The 22585-nt window shown below is 42.1% G+C and carries 23 protein-coding genes and 1 tRNA gene; 14 read left to right on the top strand and 10 right to left on the bottom strand.

What is annotated here, in order from left to right:
* The first annotated feature begins 1 nt into the window (after position 1).
* The 6 genes from B9T29_RS02205 to B9T29_RS02180 all read left to right on the top strand — a co-directional run bounded on the left by B9T29_RS02205 (position 2) and on the right by B9T29_RS02180 (position 4911).
* Entirely contained in the window at positions 2-535 is a 534-nt protein-coding gene (locus tag B9T29_RS02205) for a molybdenum cofactor biosynthesis protein MoaE (RefSeq protein ID WP_086174356.1), read from the top strand.
* Positions 536-619: 84 nt separating this feature from the next.
* Positions 620-1543, top strand: coding sequence for a bifunctional molybdenum cofactor biosynthesis protein MoaC/MoaB (gene moaCB / locus B9T29_RS02200; RefSeq protein WP_086174355.1), 924 nt, complete (start codon positions 620-622; stop codon positions 1541-1543).
* Positions 1540-2781 carry a molybdopterin molybdotransferase MoeA gene (locus B9T29_RS02195; RefSeq protein WP_171263952.1) on the top strand — a complete coding sequence of 414 codons (1242 nt, stop codon included), beginning with the start codon at positions 1540-1542 and terminating at the stop codon, positions 2779-2781. Before moaCB ends, B9T29_RS02195 begins: the two co-directional genes overlap by 4 nt.
* A 14-nt stretch (positions 2782-2795) precedes the next feature.
* Positions 2796-3557, top strand: a complete 762-nt coding sequence (modA, locus tag B9T29_RS02190; RefSeq protein ID WP_086174353.1) for a molybdate ABC transporter substrate-binding protein — start codon at positions 2796-2798, stop codon at positions 3555-3557.
* 27 nt (positions 3558-3584) lie between these two features.
* Positions 3585-4268 (top strand): molybdate ABC transporter permease subunit, encoded by a 684-nt coding sequence (modB, locus tag B9T29_RS02185; RefSeq protein WP_086174352.1) that lies wholly within the window; start codon positions 3585-3587, stop codon positions 4266-4268.
* Between the two features lies 1 nt (position 4269).
* Positions 4270-4911 carry an ATP-binding cassette domain-containing protein gene (locus B9T29_RS02180; protein WP_086174351.1) on the top strand — a complete coding sequence of 214 codons (642 nt, stop codon included), beginning with the start codon at positions 4270-4272 and terminating at the stop codon, positions 4909-4911.
* A 137-nt stretch (positions 4912-5048) separates the two neighbouring features.
* Here B9T29_RS02180 and B9T29_RS02175 read toward each other — a convergent pair whose 3' ends face one another.
* From B9T29_RS02175 to cysS, 4 genes are all read right to left on the bottom strand, one after another.
* On the bottom strand, positions 5049-5435 hold the full coding sequence (locus B9T29_RS02175; RefSeq protein ID WP_086174350.1) for a carboxymuconolactone decarboxylase family protein: 387 nt from the start codon (positions 5433-5435) through the stop codon (positions 5049-5051).
* A gap of 190 nt (positions 5436-5625) precedes the next feature.
* The gene (locus B9T29_RS02170; RefSeq protein WP_086174349.1) at positions 5626-6078 is read right to left on the bottom strand and encodes a universal stress protein; all 453 of its coding nucleotides are present in this window, start codon (positions 6076-6078) and stop codon (positions 5626-5628) included.
* A 296-nt stretch (positions 6079-6374) separates the two neighbouring features.
* Positions 6375-6450 (bottom strand) — tRNA-Gly (locus B9T29_RS02165).
* 65 nt (positions 6451-6515) lie between these two features.
* Entirely contained in the window at positions 6516-7937 is a 1422-nt protein-coding gene (cysS, locus tag B9T29_RS02160; RefSeq protein WP_086174348.1) for a cysteine--tRNA ligase, read from the bottom strand.
* A gap of 420 nt (positions 7938-8357) precedes the next feature.
* On the opposite strand from cysS, the gene B9T29_RS02155 reads away from it, so the two are divergent.
* The 8 genes from B9T29_RS02155 to B9T29_RS02120 all read left to right on the top strand — a co-directional run bounded on the left by B9T29_RS02155 (position 8358) and on the right by B9T29_RS02120 (position 14113).
* Positions 8358-9335 (top strand): KpsF/GutQ family sugar-phosphate isomerase, encoded by a 978-nt coding sequence (locus tag B9T29_RS02155; protein ID WP_086174347.1) that lies wholly within the window; start codon positions 8358-8360, stop codon positions 9333-9335.
* 3 nt (positions 9336-9338) lie between these two features.
* Entirely contained in the window at positions 9339-9878 is a 540-nt protein-coding gene (locus tag B9T29_RS02150; RefSeq protein WP_086174346.1) for a KdsC family phosphatase, read from the top strand.
* Between the two features lie 41 nt (positions 9879-9919).
* Positions 9920-10468 carry an LPS export ABC transporter periplasmic protein LptC gene (gene lptC / locus B9T29_RS02145; protein WP_086174345.1) on the top strand — a complete coding sequence of 183 codons (549 nt, stop codon included), beginning with the start codon at positions 9920-9922 and terminating at the stop codon, positions 10466-10468.
* Positions 10452-11018, top strand: coding sequence for a lipopolysaccharide transport periplasmic protein LptA (gene lptA, locus B9T29_RS02140; protein WP_086174344.1), 567 nt, complete (start codon positions 10452-10454; stop codon positions 11016-11018). The genes lptC and lptA overlap by 17 nt, the downstream gene beginning before the upstream one ends.
* Entirely contained in the window at positions 11018-11764 is a 747-nt protein-coding gene (gene lptB / locus B9T29_RS02135) for an LPS export ABC transporter ATP-binding protein (protein ID WP_086174343.1), read from the top strand. The genes lptA and lptB overlap by 1 nt, the downstream gene beginning before the upstream one ends.
* A gap of 162 nt (positions 11765-11926) precedes the next feature.
* The gene (locus B9T29_RS02130) at positions 11927-12526 is read left to right on the top strand and encodes an IMPACT family protein (protein WP_086174342.1); all 600 of its coding nucleotides are present in this window, start codon (positions 11927-11929) and stop codon (positions 12524-12526) included.
* A complete protein-coding gene (locus tag B9T29_RS02125; RefSeq protein ID WP_086174341.1) occupies positions 12519-13136 on the top strand; it encodes an acyltransferase in 618 nt (205 codons plus the stop codon). Before B9T29_RS02130 ends, B9T29_RS02125 begins: the two co-directional genes overlap by 8 nt.
* A 134-nt stretch (positions 13137-13270) precedes the next feature.
* Positions 13271-14113: a universal stress protein gene (locus B9T29_RS02120; RefSeq protein ID WP_086174340.1), complete on the top strand. Its 843-nt coding sequence runs from the start codon at positions 13271-13273 to the stop codon at positions 14111-14113.
* 143 nt (positions 14114-14256) lie between these two features.
* On the opposite strand, the gene B9T29_RS02115 is transcribed toward B9T29_RS02120, so the two are convergent.
* From B9T29_RS02115 to B9T29_RS02090, 6 genes are all read right to left on the bottom strand, one after another.
* The gene (locus B9T29_RS02115; protein ID WP_086174405.1) at positions 14257-14922 is read right to left on the bottom strand and encodes an O-methyltransferase; all 666 of its coding nucleotides are present in this window, start codon (positions 14920-14922) and stop codon (positions 14257-14259) included.
* Between the two features lie 135 nt (positions 14923-15057).
* The gene (locus B9T29_RS02110; RefSeq protein ID WP_086174339.1) at positions 15058-15771 is read right to left on the bottom strand and encodes a D-Ala-D-Ala carboxypeptidase family metallohydrolase; all 714 of its coding nucleotides are present in this window, start codon (positions 15769-15771) and stop codon (positions 15058-15060) included.
* 142 nt (positions 15772-15913) lie between these two features.
* Entirely contained in the window at positions 15914-16237 is a 324-nt protein-coding gene (gene fdxA / locus B9T29_RS02105; RefSeq protein WP_004279936.1) for a ferredoxin FdxA, read from the bottom strand.
* A gap of 199 nt (positions 16238-16436) precedes the next feature.
* Positions 16437-19073, bottom strand: a complete 2637-nt coding sequence (gene mutS, locus B9T29_RS02100) for a DNA mismatch repair protein MutS (protein ID WP_086174338.1) — start codon at positions 19071-19073, stop codon at positions 16437-16439.
* 391 nt (positions 19074-19464) lie between these two features.
* Entirely contained in the window at positions 19465-21474 is a 2010-nt protein-coding gene (locus B9T29_RS02095) for a lipase family alpha/beta hydrolase (RefSeq protein WP_086174337.1), read from the bottom strand.
* A 130-nt stretch (positions 21475-21604) separates the two neighbouring features.
* A complete protein-coding gene (locus B9T29_RS02090; protein ID WP_086174336.1) occupies positions 21605-22519 on the bottom strand; it encodes an ABUW_2363 family tetratricopeptide repeat lipoprotein in 915 nt (304 codons plus the stop codon).
* Between the last annotated feature and the right edge of the window lie 66 nt (positions 22520-22585).

The raw sequence follows: 22585 nt of genomic DNA, 5'->3' as shown, positions 1-22585 counted from the left end.
AATGACAGTATTGAAAACATTTTCCAGAATTCAGGATACCGCCTTAAGCCTAGACAGCTTTGACCCGATTGAACATTTTCCTGAATGTGGCGGGATTGGCGTGTTTATTGGAACCGTGCGTAATCATCATGAAGGTAAAGCGGTTAAAGCGCTGAAATATACCGCTTATGCACCTGTCGCGGAAAAAATGATCCGTCAGATCGAGCAGGAGATTCAAGCCAAATATACGGTTTCTTATGTGCGAGTAATTCACCGGATTGGCGCTTTGGATATTGGGGAAAAGGCCATTATTGCCATTGCCTATGCTGCACATCGCCACGAAGCCTTTGCTGCCTGTGAAGAAGCCGTTGAACGGGTAAAACATGAAGTTCCGGTATGGAAAGAAGAATTTTACATGGATGGCAGCAGCCAATATGTAGAAGGTTGCTGTATCCGTAAAGATACAGCGCAGCAGGGGCACGCACATCATCATGCAGATAAACCATATACAGATAAACAATCTGCACACGCTGATCATGCACATTGTCATCATTAAAAGCAGATTAATCTACTTATTGAACCCGAGTAGATGTCAGTCAACAGCAATATTTAAAGTAAAAATGAATTCAGGAAAGATGCAATGAAAAATGTTGGGATGAAAGCAGAGAGTTATCGGACTGCAGTGGCCACAGGGATTCTGCATGCACCGCCACATTGCATTGAGTTGTTACGTAATGGCAATACTGAAAAAGGTGATGCACTGAAAACTGCACGGATTGCCGGAATTTTAGCGGCGAAACGTACCGATGAACTGATTCCGCTATGTCATCCGCTACCGATTTACCGTGCCGATGTGGAATATGAACTGTTTGATGCACATGTGGAAATTATTGCCACGGTGGAAACCATTGGGCCGACCGGGGTGGAAATGGAAGCTTTGACCGCAGTCAGTCTGGCTGGGTTAACCTTGTATGACATGCTGAAACCGCATTGTGAACCGGAAGACCTATGTCTGGATCAGGTTAAATTACAAAAGAAAAAAGGCGGCAAGTCCCATTTTACCCGTGCCTTAAAAGAATCTTTGCCGGCGTCTATCATTGTGCTGTCGGATACCGTGGCCGCAGGCAAAAAGCCGGATACGGCAGGGCAAAATGTGCTGGAAATCTTGCAGGAAGCCAATTTTAGCAATATTGCTTACTGCGTCATTCCTGACAGCCCTGAACAGTTGCTGGCACTGATTGAACAGCAAAAAAATGACTATCCGCTGATTCTAACCGTAGGTGGAACAGGGCTGGGGCCGAAAGACTTAACTGTCGAAACCATTCAGCCTTTATTAAAACGTGAGATTCCAGGACTGATGGAAGCATCGCGTAGTTTTGGTCAAAAACGTACACCTTATGCGGCCTTAAGTCGCGGTGTGGCCGGTTATATTGATAACAGCCTAGTCATGACCTTGCCGGGAAGTCGCCAAGGCGCCAAAGAATCCTTAATTGCCGTGCTGCCTGCATTGGTGCATTTATTTGATGTGCAAAAAAATATTCCACATCAAGGCGGTTATCAATGAATAGCATAATGTCTGGGTGCGGAGCAGAACAAGGCCTGATTACGGTAGATCAGGCCTTAAATTTAATTTTGCAGAAGACCAAGAGCCTCGCCACGGAAAGTCTTGGCCTAAATCGGGCTTTAAACCGCTATTTGGCGCAAGATGTGTATGCTGCCATCAATCTGCCCTTATTTTCGCAAAGTGCGGTAGATGGTTATGCGCTATCTGCCCAGTCTGCAATTGAGCCGCATAGTGAATTTGAACTGATCGGTGAAATTCGGGCGGGTCAACAGGATGAACTGCGACTCCAAGATGGGCAAGCGGTACGGATTTTTACCGGTGCCAAAATTCCATTTGGAACCACCATGGTGGCGCGTCAGGAAATTGTCAAGCTCATCGATTCAGGCAAAATTGAAATAACGGAACACTTAAAAGCCAATGCCGACATTCGTGATGTGGGTGAAGAAATTTCAGTTGGACAATTATTGGCAAATAAAGGACAACAACTGTCTGTAGGTGCAATCGCCTCTTTAAGTATGGCGGGCATTCAAGGCATTGAAGTTTTTCAATATCCTAAAGTTGCAGTGGTGATTACTGGAGATGAGGTCGCAGAAAGTGTAGCTGACTTTACAGCAGGAAAAATTTTCGATGCCAATGGGCCTTTGATTGAAGCATGGTTTCAAAATGCAGGGCAACAGGTTGAAATATTCCATGTCGCAGATACAGAAGATGCAGTTCAGGCACTCATTCAGGAATTATCGGAAAGTCATTACCTGATTTTAACCACCGGCGGAGTATCGGTTGGAGATTATGATTTTATTCGACCGGTAGCACTGGATTTAGGCTTTGAACAGCTGTTCTGGAAAGTGAAACAGAAACCGGGCAAGCCGATGTTCTTTGCAGAATTAACCCGAAATGACCGAACAAGTTGCTATTTATTGGGACTACCGGGCAATCCCGCAGCAGTCTATGTAGGCATGCAAATTTATACGGCAACTTTATTAAATGCCTTACAAGGACAAAAGCAGCAGCCCAACTGGTTTAGTGCAGTACTCACCCATGATTTAAAAATGGACAGCAGAGAACGTTTTTTAAGAATGTCCGCCAGTTTTGACCAGTCGGTTTTAAAAGTAAAAAGTCTGTCCAAACAGCAATCCCATATGCTGAGCAATTTAATGCAGGCCAATTGTCTGGTGCGTATTCCCGCAGGGCAAAGTTTGGCTGAAGGGGATATCGTCCAAGGCTTATTTATTCACTGATGAGGAAAATGCACATGAAAAATTTTCTGTTTTTATCAGTTTGTTTTGCATCGATATTTTCTGCAACCCATGCCGGAACAGTGAAAATTTATGCTGCGGCCAGTCTGAGCAATGCCATGACCGATATTGCCCATATTTACCAGGCCAAACATCCTCAAACAAAAATTGTACCGGTATTTGGTGCATCTTCAGCTTTGGCCAAACAGGTACAGGCTGGGGCGAGCAGTGATGTATTTTTCTCGGCCGATCAGGACTGGATGAGTTATCTAGTGCAAAACAAAATGGTCAATGCAGCTGTGGTTCGACCTCTATTGTTTAACCAGCTTGTGGCCATCAGTCCAAAAAATTTAAATATTTCATTTAAGCCACAGTCCAATTTTAAGTTTGCCCAAGCGTTTAAAGGACATTTATGCACAGGACAAATGGAATCTGTGCCTGCGGGTAAATATGCTAAACAGAGCCTGATTAAACTGAACTGGCTGAATAGCTTAAATGGACGGATTGTCGGAACGGATGATGTGCGCTCGGCCTTGGCTTTTGTTGAGCGTGGTGAATGTGAAGTGGGGATCGTCTATAAAACCGATGCCTTGATCAGCCAGAAAGTAAAAATCATCGGTACTTTTCCGGCAAACTCACATAGCCCGATTGCGTATCCACTGGCTTTAACCAAGCAGGGCGAAAAGAATAAAGAGGCAGTGCAATTTGAACAGTTTGTGGAAAAAAGTGCTCAAGCCAAAGCAGTATTTAAAAAATATGGTTTTAGCCTGAAATCTTAGGCAGATCACGGGGGAGATGGCTAAAAGATGTTAAGTCCAGAGGAACTCGCTGCGCTGTATTTATCTGCCAAAGTAGCAAGCTTTGCGACTTTGTTCTGCTTGCCTTTTGCTGTTGCTTTGGCCTGGATGTTGGCACGGCATGAATTTCGGCTTAAGTTTCTGGTTGAAGCACTATTACAGCTTCCGATGGTTTTGCCTCCAGTCGTATTGGGCTATTTGCTGCTGGTGTTATTTGGCAATCAGGGAATTATTGGAAAATATCTGCACACACTGGGCATACAGCTGGCCTTTAACTGGAAAGGGGCAGTATTGGCATCGATGATTGTGGCATTTCCCCTTATGGTGCAACCGATTCGGCTTTCCTTTCAGCTGATGAACCAGCAGCTGGAACAGATTGCCGGTTCGCTGGGAGCAGCGCCGTGGAGGGTGTTTTTCAGTATCAATTTGCCGCTGGCTATTCCCGGCATCCTGATGGGCAGCATTTTGTGTTTCAGCCGCAGCCTGGGGGAGTTTGGTGCCACCATTACTTTTGTGGGCAATATTCCGGATGAAACCCGCACCATTCCCATCGCAATTTATTCCTTGCTGCAACAACCCAATGGTGAAGATATGGCAATGCGACTGGTGGCTTTATCACTCATTTTGGCTTTTAGCACCTTAATTGCCAATTACTTTATTCTGCAAAAATATCAACGCAAATTGGGAGCTTGAAATGTTGAAATGTGCATTTCAATATCAACAAGATAATTGCCTGTTGAATATTGAACTGGAGATGCAGCAGTCACTTTTGGGCATTGTTGGTGCTTCGGGTTGTGGCAAAAGCACTTTGTTAAAAAATATTGTGGGATTATTAAAGCCTACTCAGGGTTATATCCAGTTTAATCAGCATATATTGGTCGACACCCGGAAAAACATTCAGCTGCCAATGCATCAACGCAAAATCGCTTTGATTTTTCAGCAGGCTTTGCTATTTCCGCATCTAAATGTAAAACAGAATTTGTGCTATGCAGAAAAAATGCTGGCTGCATCGGAACGAAAATTCCAGTTTGATGACATTGTAGCGTTGTTGGAATTAAAATCCCTGCTTCAACGTAAAGCACATCAGCTTTCAGGAGGCGAGGCGCAGCGCGTCTCGATAGGCCGGGCGCTATTATCTTCACCAAATCTATTGCTGCTAGATGAACCACTTACCGGATTAGATAGTCAGTTAAAACAGCAGATTTTACCATTTTTAAAACGGATGAAAGATGAGCTGGATGTGCCGATGATCTATGTCACCCATCATAAAGAAGAACTGGAATATTTACAGGCTGAAACTTTGCAGCTCAGTCAAGGGAAATTGCAGCCTCAATAAAACGTTCAGATGGATGTGTCTAAATGACTCAGGCCATTAAAAGTGAAATAGCCTAAGTTCAGAATAGTCTAACCAGGCTGAATCATAAAATACTTAAGCTATTTCTATAAAAATCAAGCAAAAAAACTAAAACACGCCTATTCAGGTTTTTGATATTCATTGATGACTTCGAGAGCAGCACGGAAGGCTTCCTGAGTGGCAGGTGCGCCACAATAAGGCAAGCTGTGAAGCAGGACTTCCTGAATTTCTTCTACAGTTGCGCCGTTATTTAAAGCTCCGCGTACATGACCCTTAAGTTCGGTGGGGCTTTTTTGTGCGGTCAAAAAGGCAATGGTAATTAGTGAACGATATTTGCGCGGTAGTACGCCTTCACGTTGCCAGGTTGAACCCCAAGCATGTTCATTAATCCAGTCTTGTAAGGGCTGGGTAAAGGGTACGGTATTGTCCTGTGCACGTTTTACAAAAGTCTCGCCCATGACTTCAGTACGAACTTTTAATCCATTTTCATAATCTTGTTGTGACATGTTTTACTCTTTGCATATCTATAAAAAAGATGTGAGCAAAGTTTATGCTTCAAGCATGACGATGTGTATTGGTTTATGGTCGTAATAGTATCGTCATTTTGGTGATATTACTCTGGCTTTTATTTTTATAAATGTTAAATCGCTATAAATCAATTAACCCACATGATGTGGGTTAATTCAGGATTAAAAACTATGAATGGGTGTGTTTGACCACAAGTACAGGAACATGGCTTGCCGTCAGAATGTCTTGTGCGATACTGCCAATAAAAGTCTTTTTCAAACCTGTAAGCCCATGCGAGCCGACTACAATTAAATCAGCATTTAATTCATCGGCAAGTTCAGCAATGCCTTCACTCGGTGATTGTTTGGCTAAAAGTTTAGTTTCTGCTGTAATGCCTGCTTCAGAAAATCTGACAGCTAGCTCAGCCAATATATTTTTAGCGTGGGCTTTGGCTTCCATAAAATAATCTGTGACTCCAGGTACATTTTTATAAAAACTGACACTGGTTAAAGGATCGATAACTACAATACTGACGATGGTCACTTTACTTCCCATGGCTTTAGCCAACATCATTGCCTGGTCAGCTGCAGCGAGAGAGATAGGGGAATCATCCACAGAAACTAAGATGTGCTGGTAACCCATGATGCTATCCTCTTGTTTCAAAATTCATTATCTGTTCAAAGATTAACATAGCTGGAATGAGGGAAGGGAAAAGGATAAAAATGTATCTTTTATACTTAATTCAGCAAAATATTAATCATATGAATTCACTAAAATATTTATTAAATCTGAAAATTATCTTTTGATTTATAATACTAAACATCAAACCTATTTTTATATTGAGCTTCCTTGGAGGCTCAAATTACCTAAAAAAATAAATGATAAAAATTAGGTTATAAAAAAAAGCCCTTATCAATGATAAGGGCTTTTTCGTATTCTGGAGCGGGAAAGGAGACTCGAACTCCCGACCCCAACCTTGGCAAGGTTATGCTCTACCAACTGAGCTATTCCCGCAATATGGAAGTGAATTATAGAGAGTTTAATTCAACTGTCAACTCTTTATGCTTCCAAATGTTTAATTAATCAGCACGACGCCAAATTGTTCCTTGACGGGTATCTTCCAGAACCACGCCTTGATCGAGCAAAGACTGGCGAATTTCATCGGCTTTAGCAAATTCCTTGGCCTTTTTTGCATCTTTACGTTGCTGAATCAAATCTTCAATCTGTTGTTCTGACAAGCCTAATGCTTCCTGACCAATATCAGATTTCAAGAAATCATCTACATTGTGCTGTACCAAACCTAAAATATTAGTCAAGTGACGTAAAGTAGAATAATACACCGTAGCCTGTTCGGCATTTTCATCTTTCACTGCACGGTTCAATTCTTTATTGATTTCAAATAATACGGCAATCGCTTCAGCGGTATTAAAATCATCGCGCATGGCTGCATTAAAACGCTCAACCAAAGCATCGTCTAAACTATCTACAGTTTTTTCACCATAGGCTTGCTGATACGCCTTAAATGAATGATAGAAACGGGAAAGGGTATTTTTTGCTTCTTTTAAAGCGGTGTCAGAGAAGTTGACAGGGCTGCGGTAATGCGAAGAGACAATAAAGAAACGGATCACTTCAGGATGGAACTTATCCATGACATCGCGAATGGTGAAGAAGTTGCCTAAAGACTTCGACATTTTTTCGCCGTCGACATTAATAAAGCCGACATGCATCCAGTAATTGACATACTGTTCACCAGTTGAGGCTTCCGATTGCGCAATTTCATTTTCATGATGCGGGAAAGTTAAATCTGAACCGCCACCATGAATGTCAAAATGATTGCCTAGGCAGCAGGTTGACATGGCTGAACATTCAATATGCCAGCCCGGACGGCCATTGCCCCAAGGTGAAGCCCATGAAGGTTCATTTTCTTTGGCATGTTTCCACAGCACAAAGTCAAAAGGATGTTTCTTTTCTACTTCAACATCGACACGTTCAGAGGCGCCAGCCTGCATATCTTCCAGTTTACGGCCTGAGAGACGACCATATTTGACAAACTTTTCTACTTCAAAATAAACATCGCCATTTGCAGATGGATAAGCCGTGCCATTATTGACCAGGTTGCCAATCATGTTTTGCATCTGGTCAATATAATCCGTCGCACGAGGAGCTTCATCTGGATGCAGACAGCCCAGATTCTCAGCATCTTCGTTCATGGCTTTGATAAAACGATCGGTCAATGCAGTAATGCTTTCGCCATTTTCATTGGCACGTTTGATGATTTTGTCATCAATATCGGTGATATTACGTACGTATTTTACATTCCAGCCCTGACTGCGCAGGAAACGGATAATGTAGTCAAATGCAACCATAACTCGAGCATGACCAATATGACAGTAATCATATACGGTCATACCGCAGACATACATGTCAATATGACCTTCTTTACGAGGTACGAATTCTACTTTTTTACGTTGCTCTGAGTTATATAGAACAAAAGGTTGCATAGGTCTTCAAATTGTTTCTACCAAAAGATGGCTCATCTTAACCTAAGCATTTTTTTTCATAAAGTTAAAACGAAAAAATGCAGGATTTTTTTAGCAGGATCGTTCTGTGGAAACATCAAAAGGTGGACATTCTCAGTTTGTGGCAGGTGCAATGCTATACTCCGCTTAAATTAAAATAATGACTTAAAAAGATTAGGGGATAAAAATTGAATCAGCAATCATTCCAATTTATGTGAAATGAGAAGAATAGGGATATATTCTTTTTATCCACAAACCATAATTTCTGCACAATTCATGAAATCTTATACATATTAAAACGTGCCATTTGCATAGATATGATAAAATTGCGAAAATTATTTTTTGCTAGACTGAGTCAACTCTATATAGAGTTAAGGTAAACCTACTTTGAACCCACCAAATATGCCAAATCAAATAGACTTTCAAAAAGTCGCATTAGAAACTTTGCGTATAGAAGAACAAGCGCTAGAAGTATTGGCGACGCAAATTGATGAACGTTTTAGCCGTGCCTGCGAAATTATTTTGCAGTGCCGAGGGCGTTTAGTCATTACCGGTATGGGAAAGTCTGGGCATATTGGCCGTAAAATGGCAGCAACCTTTGCCTCTACAGGTACGCCATCATTCTTTATGCACCCAGGTGAAGCAGGACATGGCGACCTGGGCATGCTGGTTCCTGGTGATGTGTTAATCGCTATTTCAAATTCGGGCAAGAGCGACGAAATTATGATGCTCATGCCATTAATCAAACGCTTGGAAATTCCTTTAATTACCATTAGTGGTGATGACAAAGGACCGATGCCGCAAAATGCCGATGTGGCTTTAACCTTGGGAAATATCCAGGAAGCCTGTCCACTGGGTCTGGCGCCGACCTCAAGTACCACTGCAACTTTGGCTTTAGGCGATGCCTTGGCGGTTGCCTTACTTGATGCACGTGGCTTTACTGCCGATGATTTTGCCCTGTCTCATCCAGCCGGTGCTTTGGGCAAACGTTTGTTGCTACATGTCAAACACCTTATGCATACAGGCACAGAATTGCCAAAAGTATCTCCAGATACACCAATGAATCAGGTTCTATACGAAATTTCAAATAAACGCCTAGGTTTAACCACAATTGTGGATCAAAATGACGTTCTATTGGGTATTTTTACCGATGGAGATTTACGTCGCCTAATTGATAAGCAGCAGGGTTTTGATGTGAACTTGGCTGTTGCTGAAGTCATGACTAAAAATCCTTTAACCATTTCACAAGACGCTCGTGCGGTTGAAGCTTTAGAGCGAATGAACGAAAAGAAAATCAATCAATTTGTTGTCGTAGATAGTGTAAATAAGGTCATTGGTGTGATTAGCATGCATGACTTGATTCAAGCCGGGGTAAATTAATAAATGGCATCTTATATTTTATTGGAACAGGCGCGTCATGTTGAAGCCTTGGTTCTTGATGTCGACGGGATTCTGAGTGATGGTTTCGTCACCTTGACCAATACCGGTGATGAAATCAAGTCTTTTGATATTCGTGACGGTTTGGGCATGAAACTTGTACAGAAAGCAGGTGTGAAAGTCATTATTATTACTGGACGTAAAAGTAATATTGTGGAAAAGCGCATGTCTGACTTAGGCGTAGACCTGGTTTTTCAGGGCCGTGAAGATAAAGGTGTTGCATTACGTGAAGCCTGTGCCCAATTGAATGTTGCTCCAGAAGATTGTTTGTATATGGGCGACGACTGGCCTGATCTTTCGGCATTTGCGATTGCAGGCATGAAAGTGACGGTACCGAATGGACATGTCGAAGTTCGACGCCGTGCAGATCTGGTCACACAGGCCATGGGTGGTCGTGGTGCGGTGCGTGAAATCTGTGACATGATTTTAACGGCCAAAGGAGCTTATGAAGAGCTTCTTGAAAAATATACCGCTGTCCCACATTAATTATTAAATAATCCATTGAATTTGAGTTAAGTACCCCACTTATGGATACAAAAGTTTTATATGTAACTGCTATAGCCATTGCAGCTATAAGTGGTGGTTACTACTATTACAGCGGTAAGGGTAACAAGCTTGAGGTTGACTCAGCTAGAAGCATGACCTATTCCGCTGAAAAAATTAACCTGACTCAAACCGATGATAACGGTAATTTGCATGTCCGTGCCCAGGTGGATCGTCTGGAACAGGATCTGCAAAAAGAAACGGCAAAACTGACCAACCTCAATGCCTCAATGTATAAGAACGGCGCAGTAGATGCGACTTTTTATGCCCAAGTTGCAAATAGCTATGATGATAATGAACGCGTGGTTTTGTCAGGGAATGTAGTGGCAACCAAGCTGATGCAACAAGGTCAAATGCAGTTTCGGACTCAAGAATTAACCGGATATCCTGAAACCCGGGTAATTGAAACAGATAAACAGGTAGTGGTGGAATCTCCGCAAGCTGAATTCGTGAGCCAAGGTCTGAAAGCCAATTTAAATGACGGTCAATACGAATTTTTTAATATTCGAGGAAAATATGAACCAAAATCTTAAGCTTACATTGTCTAAAACCTTGCTTAAGCAAGCAGCTTTAGTCGGTTTGGTTGTATTCTCGTCGGCAGCGGCATTTGCCATTCCTTCTGACCGAAATCAGCCTATTTCATTGGTCGCTGACCGTGCCACCTATAATGAAAAAACAGGTGTGACCACTTATACCGGTAATGTCATCATTGAACAGGGCAGCATGAAGTTGCAAGCCAATTCAATTGTGGCAAATCTGAACAGTCAAAAACAAATCAGCACCATTACCGCGAGTGGCGGTCCTGCACGTTTCCAGCAAAAAACCGATGTCAATAAAGGCTTGGCCAAAGGTCAGGCACAAAAGATTTTATATAATGCCGAAACCGGTATCATCACTCTGACTGGCGGTGCATGGTTACAGCAAGATGGGGCCAGTATTCGAGGTAATACCTTGAAATACAGCATGAACAAGGGTGATGTAGAAGCAACGGGCACACCAAACAATACCGGCTCATCTTCAGGCCGTGTGCAAATTGTTATTCCGCCATCAAGCTCAAAATCTTTCCCGGGAGCACGTGATTAATGGATCAATCACTCAACCAGCCTCAAACGTTGTGTATTAAGCACCTTGCAAAAAACTATAGTAAAAGATGGGTCGTCAAGGATGTGTCTTTCCAGATGCAGAGTGGGCAGATTGTAGGCTTGCTTGGTCCGAATGGTGCAGGTAAAACCACAAGTTTCTATATGGTGGTGGGTTTGGTTCGTATGGACAAAGGTGAGATTCATTTAGATGATCTCGATCTCTCAGATTTGGCCATGCATGAACGAGCCCGTAAAGGTATTGGTTATTTACCACAAGAAGCTTCTATTTTTAGAAAACTGACAATTTCTGAAAACATCATGGCGATTCTGGAAACCCGTAAGGATTTGAACAAACAGCAACGTCAGCAGCGTTTAAATGAATTGCTGGCTGACTTTAAAATCAGCCATATTAAAGATTCATTGGGAATGAGCGTGTCGGGTGGTGAACGACGCCGTGCTGAAATTGCCCGTGCTTTGGCTGCCGATCCTAAGTTTATGTTACTGGATGAACCTTTTGCCGGGGTCGACCCAATCTCTGTCGGTGATATCAAGGATATTATTCGTAACCTGAAAGACCGTGGAATTGGTGTATTGATCACCGATCATAATGTACGTGAAACTTTAGCGATTTGTGAGCATGCATATATTGTCAGTGAAGGTGCAGTGATTGCGGAAGGCACACCGCAAGACGTACTGGAAAATGAAACTGTACGTAAAGTCTATTTGGGTGAAGATTTTACAGTTTAATTAAAGTTTAATCAGACTGATCTAATCTTATAAATTACAGCATCATTTAACTTAAAATACTTTTTTAATCTAAAAACCTTCTTTTATAGAAGGTTTTTTTTGTATCTGCAAGCTGTTCAAAACAGGCTATACTGCCGCTGTGTTGTTATTTATTCTAGATTTATGCCATTTACGATTGCATCCCCAGTTACTTTTGAAGAAGACATTAAGAAAAGTCGTTTTCAGGCAATTGCTGCTCCTGTAGAAAATGAACAGGCAGTAAAAGACTTTTTGGAGCTGCATAAAGATATCACCACGACACATCAGTGTTGGGCATGGAAAATTGGTCATAATGTCCGTTTTAATGATGATGGTGAACCATCAGGCACTGCGGGAAGACCAATTCTGGCCACAATTGAAGGCAATGAATTGACCAATATCATCGTTCTGGTCAATCGCTGGTATGGGGGCATTAAGCTCGGAACTGGCGGTCTGGTGCGTGCCTATGGCGGTTGTGCAGGGCAGTGCTTGTTACTGGCGGAAAAAATCGAACTGATTGAAAAGAAAAAGGTCAGTTTTTCCTGTCAGTTTAATGAATGGGCCATCTTTCAATATGAGCTGAACCAGCAACATATCGAATTTCAGGAACAATATACTGCCACAGGTGTACAGGTCGAAGCCCTGTTACAAGTCCATCAAATTCAGCCTTTTGCACTGAAAATTCAGGATGTAACTCGCGGCCGTGAACAACTTAAAATTGTGGAAGAGCCAGACCATGACTGAGCAAGACCCACTATTAAAATATCGTGAACAGCATAAGCACCGTTTAAATTATATGCCCTGGCTATATTGGTCATTAAAACCGAAAAATCGCGGTTGGGCTGAGGAATGGCAAAAAGAATATCAAGCTTATTTAATGGAAATGGAAACTGTCGAGATTGGTGAAAATTGTTTTATTTCACCCTTGGCCCATATTTTTGCCGAGCCGGGTCGCAAGATCAGCATTGGTGATAATACTTTCATTGCCGCAGATTGCACGCTACATGGGCCTTTAGAAATTGGCAATGAAGTCGCGATCAACCATCATTGTATTCTGGATGGTGGCAGAGCAGGGATTAAGCTGCATGATCAGGTTCGTATGGCCGCATACTGCCATCTGTATGCCTTTGACCATGGTATGGAACTGACACAGCCCATTTACCAGCAACCGGTACGTTCGCAAGGCATCGAAGTGGGGCAGGATGTCTGGTTAGGGGCGCATGTTGGAGTTAAAGATGGTGTAAAGATTGATGCTCATGCCATTGTCGGCATGAATAGTATGGTTACCAAAAATGTTGAAAAGGAAACTATTGTTGTGGGTAATCCTGCAATATTTATACGTCATCGGGATTAAAAAATTTCAATAAAATGAATATGAATCAGCGAGTAAGTTTAATTACATAAAAGCATGCACAGTGACAAAGAGATATGCTAAGTTAAAAATAACAATTAGACTTACAGCCTGTATGGGCGAAAAGCGAGGCGAAAATGAAACGTGTAATCGCTTGTATTGATTCTTCTCCATGTGTAAATGCAGTTGCTGAAGCTGCGGCATGGGTTGCGAAGCAGACACAACGTGAATTGGTATTATTACAGGTTTTAGACTATTACCCAGCCAGTTATCATTTGGGTGAAATCAGTGGGGTAATTGGTTTTGAAAGTAATGCAATGTTACTGAAAGAACTGGCAGAACTTGAACAAAAACAAAGTGAACTGGCACTGGATTACAGTAATAATCTTTTAAATCACATTTCTGAAATGATTCAGCAAAAATATCAGATTAGTGCCTCGCATCTGCAAGAAAAAGGCGATTTTTTAGAACAAAGCTTTCATGTGCTTAAAGAAGATGACATAGCCATTATTGGCCGCGTCGGGGAGCGCTCTGCGGAACGAAACAAGCCGATCGGCAGTAATGTCGAAAATTTTATTCGTGGTGCAAAATGTACAATCATGACAGTTGGAGAACAGTTTAAGCCACCAACCCGATTTATTTTTGCCTATGAATATTCACCGACCTGTGTCAATTTGATGAAACGTGTAGCGCAAAGTGATTTATTAAAATTATTGCAATGCCATCTGCTATATGTCGGTGATCATCCGGAAATCCTAAATGAGCCTTCACAGTATTTACGTGATGCTGGCCTTGATGTGGTGACTGAATACCGTTATGGCGATGTTTCGGAAAATATACTTGAATACCAAAGCGAACATGGGATACAACTGATATTACTTGGTGCATTTAGTCACAGTAAAATTCGCCAATTCTTTTTGGGTAGCGTGGCAACCAGTATATTCCGAAATTCAAGCGTACCGTTATTGGTGGTGAAATAAGTATTATCAATACTTTACAAATACGCTTAATAATTGGTCATAGTTATCCGCATAACTTGTGGATAACTATATGGACAGTATTTGTAAATGGCTAATAAATAAATAAAAAAACAAAAAGATTGTTTTTTAACCTTTGTGTCATATTATTTCACTATGGCGATAGCAAAGCCATCATGTCCTTTGCTTCCAACTGTTTGTAAGGCGGTACAGGACAGAATTCGAGGATGGTCTTGCATAGCAGAAAACATATCACGAATACCTTCAATACTTGGTTTGTGATTGTCGGGGTTAATGATATCACCAGCGCGAATTACATTATCCAGCACAATAATGGTCCCTGAATGTGACAGGTTTAAGCTAAGTTCCAAATACTCAGGATAACTCTGTTTGTCGGCATCAATAAACACAAAGTCAAAAGGTTCAAAATTGTCAGGTAATGCCTTTAATACATCTGCAGCACGGCCAACTTTAAGATCAATAGTCTGTGGAAGTTTGGCATTATCAATATTTTCTTGTCCCAAGGCTGCATGGGTATCACGACCTTCAATGGTCAGGATATAACCATTCTCAGGCAGGGCACGTGCAAGCCACATGGTACTGTAGGCAGCAAAAGTACCCAATTCAAGCACACGCTTGCACTTGTTCATTTGAATAAGCATTTGCAGCAGCATGCCCTGATTAGGCGCGACGGCAAGGTGATCTGGAAAACCTTTATCTTCAGTATTTTTTAATGTCTGTTGCAGAATGGGGTCTTCTGGAATTAAATGTGCATCGATGTAAGCATCAATCTCTGTCCACATTTGTTGCATAGTTTGGTCACCTGTGTTGCGATGCATGCATTTTAAACCTTTCCATTCAGAGTGCAATTTATCGTTTTGATTTATTGAAAATAGGGCAATAAAAAAGAGATCAGTAGGATCTCTTTTTTACCACAATACATGATTTTAAAAATTACACATCGAGCTGTGGCGTGAGTGGTCTGGACCCCAGGTGCGGTACCCTTGAGTATCAATATGGATTTGACCAGAAGCATACAGACCCAGCCCCATATTCAGGCTTTGTCCGTACTGCACCCAGAATTGACATAATTTAAATTTGCTATTTTCAATAAATGCATAATCTTCTGCTTGGGGCACTTCAGGCCCAATACGGAAATCGATCGCCGAATTAAATAAGTGGCGTGACGAATTTGCACCACCGGCACATTGGTTAAGTGGCAAATCCCGGTAAACGGAGGTCACTTCAAAGTCAGTAAGTACTTTGGCAGCAACCAGGTATTTAAAGACACGTAATGTCGCAATCTGATTGTTCCACAATTCACGATTTGGAATCATATATTGGGGACGGCCGCATTTTTGCCAGTCACGAGCGGTACGCAATAATTCAAAACTCGGGATAATATTACCCACCCCATTACGTTCCAGAAAAATTTCATATTCACGTACACGATGTAAATTATCACCTATTGCTACCCATGAATTATAAACATAAGGCACTGTTTTAGGGTGAATTTGGCGTTCCAGGCTAATGCGTTCTTGGGGTATGAAGATCCGTTTCCCATCGGGTGTTTGCCCTTGTTTATGAGGAGATGTGCTACATCCAATCATGACAAGTGGGATTAGGGTTAGGCCCAGTAATCCCTTTAAAACATGCTTCATTATAGAAATCAAATATTTATAAACACGAGCTATTTTAATCTAATTTGACGGATAAAATTTGAAAATATTGCAATCAAATGTATTTTTTCAGTATAAAAAAAGATCAGCATAGGCTGATCTTTTTTCAAGTCCAAGTCCAGTATTATTTTTCCAAATACTGTAACTTGTCAGCTTTACCATTCCATTCTTCACGGTCAGCAGGCTGATCGCCAATTTGAGTGATATTTGGCCATTTTTGTGAAAGATCAGCATTAAGTTCAATAAAGACTTCTTGACCTTCAGGTAACTCATCTTCCGAGAAAATAGCATTAGCCGGGCATTCAGGTTCGCATAATGCACAGTCAATACATTCATCAGGATTAATTACGAGGAAATTTGGACCTTCGTAGAAACAATCTACCGGACAAACTTCTACGCAGTCTTGGTATTTACATTTAATACAATTTTCAGTGACAACAAAGGTCATGGCGACAGCTACCTAAAAAATATGGTTCTAATTACTCTTGCAGTATTTTAGGCAAAAATGCTGCTAACTAACAATTGCTTTTATTGATATTTGTTATATATAGCGCTGTTAATTTTGATAAAAATTGCATATTTCATTAAATAATTGTAGTAAATGAAAAAGACTTCTATTTAGAAGTCTTTTTTGATGCAGATTTTGATTAGCTTTCTAATGCATCTTTTAATGCATAAATCTGTTGCAAGGCTTCCCGAGGAGAAAGGCTGTCTACATCTAGCGACCTTAACAGATTCAATGCAGGCACATCTTTTTCAATTTCCACTATACGTTCAATGATTTCAATAGCAGGTTCATCAACCACACTAAATAAATCATTTTGTACGGCTTTATTGAGTTGCTGATGTTGCTGCTTTTCCAAAATCTTCAACCGGTTTTGCGCCTCTTTAATCACGCTGGCTGGAATGCCGGCCAGTTTGGCCACCTGTAAGCCATGACTTTGACTGGCAGGACCATGCTGAACCTTGTGCAGCAAAATTAAATTACCGTTCAGTTCTTTGGCCGTGACATGGTAGTTATCAATGCCTGACTCTTTACCCAGTTCGGTGAGTTCAAAATAATGAGTGGCAAATAAGCACAGGCATTTAATGCGCTTGCTCAGGTCAATCACACAGGCCCAAGCCAAAGATAGACCATCGTAAGTACTGGTACCGCGTCCGACTTCATCCATCAACACCAAAGACTGGTTGGTGGCATGATGTAGAATCTGTGAAGTTTCCGTCATTTCCACCATAAAGGTTGATTTACCGGTCGATAAGTCATCTGCTGAACCAATACGGGTAAAGACGCGATCAATTGGGCCTAATACTGCCGATTTGGCCGGTACGTAAGCACCACAGTAGGCGAGTAGACTGATCAGCGCCGTTTGGCGCATAAAGGTCGATTTACCGCCCATATTCGGCCCGGTCACAATCGCCATACGGTGGTTGTAATCTAAGGTGGTGTCATTCGGAGTAAAGGCTGTCTTGCTTAAGGCTTCAACCACAGGATGTCGGCCTGCAACAATTTTGACCCCAATTTCAGGGCTGTATTCTGGACGCGACCAGTTACGCAAACGGGCCTGATGGGCGAAATTGGCCAGCATGTCAATCTGCGCAATCGAGCTGCTCATCATTTGTAAATTGCCAATGTCTTGACGTAATTCATCCAGCAGTATTTCAAACAGCATTTTTTCACGTGCAAGGGCACGTGATTCACTTGACAGCACTTTATCTTCAAAAGATTTCAGTTCTGGGGTGATATAGCGTTCAGCATTTTTTAAAGTCTGGCGACGGATATAATGATCCGGTGCCTGCTCCGCCTGAGCACGGGTCAGCTCGATATAGTAGCCACTGACACGGTTATAGCCAATTTTTAGGGTTGAAATGCCGGTGTTGGCACGTTCTTGGGTTTCCAGATCAATAAGGAACTGTCCGGCGTGATCACGGATTTTACGCAGCTCATCCAGTTCGGTATCGAAACCTTCTGCAATGACATTACCATCACGGAGTAATACCGGGGGATTTTCAACAATCGCAGACATCAGGCGTTGATGTAAGCCATGAAAATCACCCAGTTCATCATTCAATTGCTGAATTAGATCGGATTGCTTAGCTTGAGTCATCGGCTGAAGGGCATGACGTAAGAACGGAATTTGCGCACAGGCCTGACGCAGTTGCACCAGATCACGCGGACGCGCACTGCCTAAAGCCACCCGACTTAATACACGTTCAATATCGCTAATTTCTTTCAGGACCAGACGAACAGGAGACTCATGATAGCCATTTAGCATGGCGGTAATGGCATCCAGACGGGCATCCAGTATTTTGGTGTCGCGTAAAGGCTGCATCAGGGTGCGGCTGAGCAGACGGCCGCCCATTGCGGTCTGACAGTCATTAATGAGCTGGAATAAAGAGGTGCCATGCTCAAACAATGGTTCCACCAGTTCCAGATTACGCCTTGTGACCGGATCTAAAGCAATAAAGTCACTGCTTTGTTCCAGTTGAATGGAACGGATATGTGGCAGTGCAGTCTTCTGGGTTTCTTTAGCGTAATGAATCAACGCTGCTGCCGCTGCCTTGGCAAGCGGTAAATGATCAATACCAAAACCGGAAAGGGTAGCTACCGCAAACTGGTCACATAAAGTTTTTTGCGCATTGTTCAGGTTGAAATCGACATTGGGACGGCGGGTCACAGGGCAGTCGAGCTGTTTTTTAATTTGCTCAATAATATTGGGGTCAACAATGTCTTCATCGACCACAATTTCACTTGGCATTAAGCGTGAAAGCTCAATCGCCAGCTGCTCGTGCTGGAACTCCTGTTGCTGGACTTTGAAAATACCTGCGCTCAAATCCAGCAGTGCGATACCAATCTGGCCTTGCTGTAGGCACAGTGCAACCAGATTGGAAGATTGATAACTGTTTAACAGTGCATCATCGGTCAGGGTACCTGGGGTAATGATACGGACTACACCGCGTTCAACCGGACCTTTACCGGTAACCTCACCCAGTTGCTCGCAAATAACGACCGTTTCGCCTTTCTTGACCAGACGGGCTAAATAGCCTTCGGCCGCATGATAGGGAACACCTGCCATGGGAATCGGATCACCATTGGCCTTGCCACGATGAGTTAAGGTAATCCCCAATAATTTGGCTGCTTTATGGGCATCGTCAAAAAACAGTTCATAAAAGTCACCCATGCGATAAAACATCAGTGAATGTGGATGCTGCATTTTGACGCTCATGTACTGCTGCATCATCGGCGTTAAATTGGAAAAATCAGCCATGATTTCCGGGTAACTCATTGAGGTAAAATCCTTAAATATTTGAATACATTTAAATCGTTAAAAACTTGGCTGTCTCACCAATTTCAAATTTATGCATAAATTTTTGTCAGTTGAATCCTAGGTTTTGGCTCTGCTATTGTTGTCATTTTCTAGCCAACCCGATCTAGGAAAAAACTGAGTCTCATCTGCCCAGACATCTTATCAAATTTGCATGAATTGCGAAAAATGCTTTGCAGTAAATGGGTAAAAAATAGAAAAACAGCAGTTCTGCTGTGATGCAAAAGCAAAGCGGAAATGTTTTAGTCTGAAGCAAAGATGAGTGGCAACGATTCAATCTGAGCCGATCGACCAGCAAGGTTCGCTTTGTCTGACTTTGCCGGTCGATCTTTTACTGAGGTTTCAATGGACATTAAGGTTGATGCAAACCGAGTTTGGTCAAATGTAGTCGTAATATTCGACGCAGTTCTAAAACCGCTTCTGGCGTTTCCTGAATCGAATGGCCACCCTTGATGATTTTTTCCGAAGCAGCACCATCTAAATGCGCGCTTCTATAGGGCACCACATCATCAGTAATGATATTGGGATCATCACTTGTCGTCGCATTGCCCATAATGGAGTGGAACACCAAGCCTTTACGTGGCTGAATATCTTTGGTGAGTTCCATGAATTTCGATTGGTGACTTAAATCACTGGGGCCATTTTGGATGAGACCATGATCAATTTGCTGCAACAAGTCTTTAAAATCCAGATCCTGACTTTGTATGCTATCGCTAATTGCAGAGAGAAATGCGCCAGGAATGCGGATGATTTTACGTGCTGCTCTGGTAAACCAGCGATCGGCATAATCTGTTCCTTTGTGTGGGCTTGCGAGGAAAATGGCACGAGAGAAATTAGGAATATCCTTCATCACCAAACGTTGCGAAATGATCGGTAATTTTTGATATTTATTTAACTGGCGATTATTCATCATCGATAATGCTTTTTTGGTGGTATCGGCATCACTGACCAAAAGACGGGCGATAATGCCGCCCATACTATGCCCAACCAGTACTGCATCTTTTTTGGCTGGTGCATTGGCATCGACCTGGGCAAAGGCTTGAGTGAGCAGGGCATAAATCTGAAAGCGGCTTTCAATAATCGGCATATTGGTAGAATAAAATACTTGCCAGACCTGGAAGTTTTCCCGCAGTACCGTATCACCCATAATATCGTTGGTTAGACGAATCCAGGCTTCCGGGCTACTGGCCAGACCATGCACCAGTACAATGACTTTTTTATTCGGGTTATACGGTTCAAGCATGTATAAATGCGGCATGGTGAGATGTTCATCACGATTGATCAGGGTCAAATAAGCTGCTTTGCCCAGATTGTTTTGCGCCAGCCATAAACCATACGGGGTAGAGAAGTTGGCTGCCAGCGGGTAGTTTTTGCCGCCTACATTGACCTGTTCGTATTTATAAGGGTCAAAGGCTTTGAGTTCAAATTCTGCATTATTTAAAATATCTTTGACATTGGTTGCCGACTTGGGCTGTGCAGTCAGGGTTGCTGCCAGATAGCGCGCTTGATGAATATTCGGATTGATGCCATTTTTGTAACTAAAATTTATCGGGTCGATAATATAGGGATGTTTAGATTCACCGATATCCTCTTTGACTTGCGGTAAAACCAAGACAAATTCTGAACCAAAACCATCACGGCGGGTGATTGAACGTAAACCTGAAAAGTTCAGATTATAACTGGAAAGCAATTGTTCAATTTTTTGATCTTTTAATTGAGGATAGTAATCGAAGTTAATGCTGTAAATGCTTTTACCGACTTTAATTTGCGGTTCTACAGTCGTGGGTTTGTAGCGTAAGCCATAGGCTGAAACCAGTTTGGCCAGGGCTAAATTATAAAAGTCACGAATCTGGACCTGCCGGTTATCAAAAATACGGCCTTGGGGTTCACGTTTGGTTTTAAACATATAGGCATAGCTATAGCGAATGCTTCGATCCAGCATATACAGTTGCTGGTCTAAACATTGCTCATAGGTGTCTTTTTGCAGTTTTTGTTTTTCTTCAGAGCGGGTGCTGCTTAATATGCCGACTTTGCAATCATTTGATTTTTCGAAGGTTAAGGCTTTGGCTAAATAGATTTCACTTGCTGTAGAGAGCAGTTGTTCATCCTGGATTTGCGGAATTTGTTGCAGTTCCTGAATACACTGGTCGGGTTGGTCGGAGCAAATTTTAGCTTCACGACCGGTCATAGACAGGACATTCAAGCTGGCTTCACTCAATTTATTGCGGGTCAGAATACTGTCACGTTCATTGGCAATCGAGACATTGATGGCTTGGCTTTTAACACTGACAATTTGACAACCTGTAAGCAGGTAACTACTCAGCAGCGAAGCAAATAAAACTTTATATATTTGTTTTGGCATAAAGATTGTCAACTAAGTATTGTTTGAATTTTTCTTCATCATACGATAATTCTTCTAATTTTCAATTCATGCACATAAAAATAGGCCGTACTGAACGGCCTATTTGAAATGCTCATTTAAGATTTAAAAATTAAGGGGCTTTAGCTGGATTAAGCACTTGCCATACATTCCAGCGACCTTGTTTTTCAATTTCAGTAATTAAACGGTCAGCAACTTCAGCTTCCTGCGGATATTTCACTTTGTAATTTTTCATCACCTGAATCGCATTTTTCTTTTGTTCCATGGCAATGTAGTTATTTGCCGCACAGAGATAAGCTTCCTGCACACCCGCTTTCATGGCTTTATCTAAATAAGGAATGGCTTCACGTTGACCACCACCTTCAGATAAACCAAAACCAAACCAGAAGTTTGCTTCGGCGTCATTGGTGTTGATTCTTAAAATACGCTGTGCATAGGTTAAAGATTTGGTGGTATAGACTGAACCCAAGTCCAGGTTACGGGCCATTACGCTGGCTTTAAATGCACGGATCAGCACATCAAAAGAGGCATTGTCTTTCGAAGCCAAGGTATCTAGCTGCTGAGTCACTTGTTTGAGTTTAGCTTCAAAGCCTTTACGTTCCTGACGTTCAGTGAAACGAGGCGGGTAATGACGTGCCTTGCCTTCTACCAACTGCAAGAAGTCATCAATTTCAGTGATATCAAATTCATTATCACCGGCAATAACCGCATATTTTACATTACGTTGATTGCTGTTTACTGTAGGAATGATCAACTTGTTGACATCAAGGGTTACTTTTTTCGACGGATCACTTGGCGAGATCACCTCCATTTTTGTTACAGGCTGTGCAGCAGCTTTTTGTAATGCAATTTCAAATGGAGGAGGCGCATCATAGTTAAATGGATTCAGTGCATAGAACGGAGCGGTCAATTCAGGTTCAGTGAAAACAATAGGGGAATTCGAATTTTTATCTTTTGTTGGTGTCGAGCTACACCCCGAAAGTAAAGAAACAGCAATTAAGGTACATGCCAAAGGCTTAAGAGTCATATGGATCATCCATTCATTTAATTTTAAAATTGGTCATTCGGTATGTTCCTCAGTCTAGAAAAATGC

Source organism: Acinetobacter sp. ANC 3903, from assembly GCF_002135315.1.
In the GTDB taxonomy this organism is placed as follows: Bacteria; Pseudomonadota; Gammaproteobacteria; order Pseudomonadales; family Moraxellaceae; genus Acinetobacter.
This window is presented reverse-complemented; position numbering and strand designations above follow the sequence as displayed.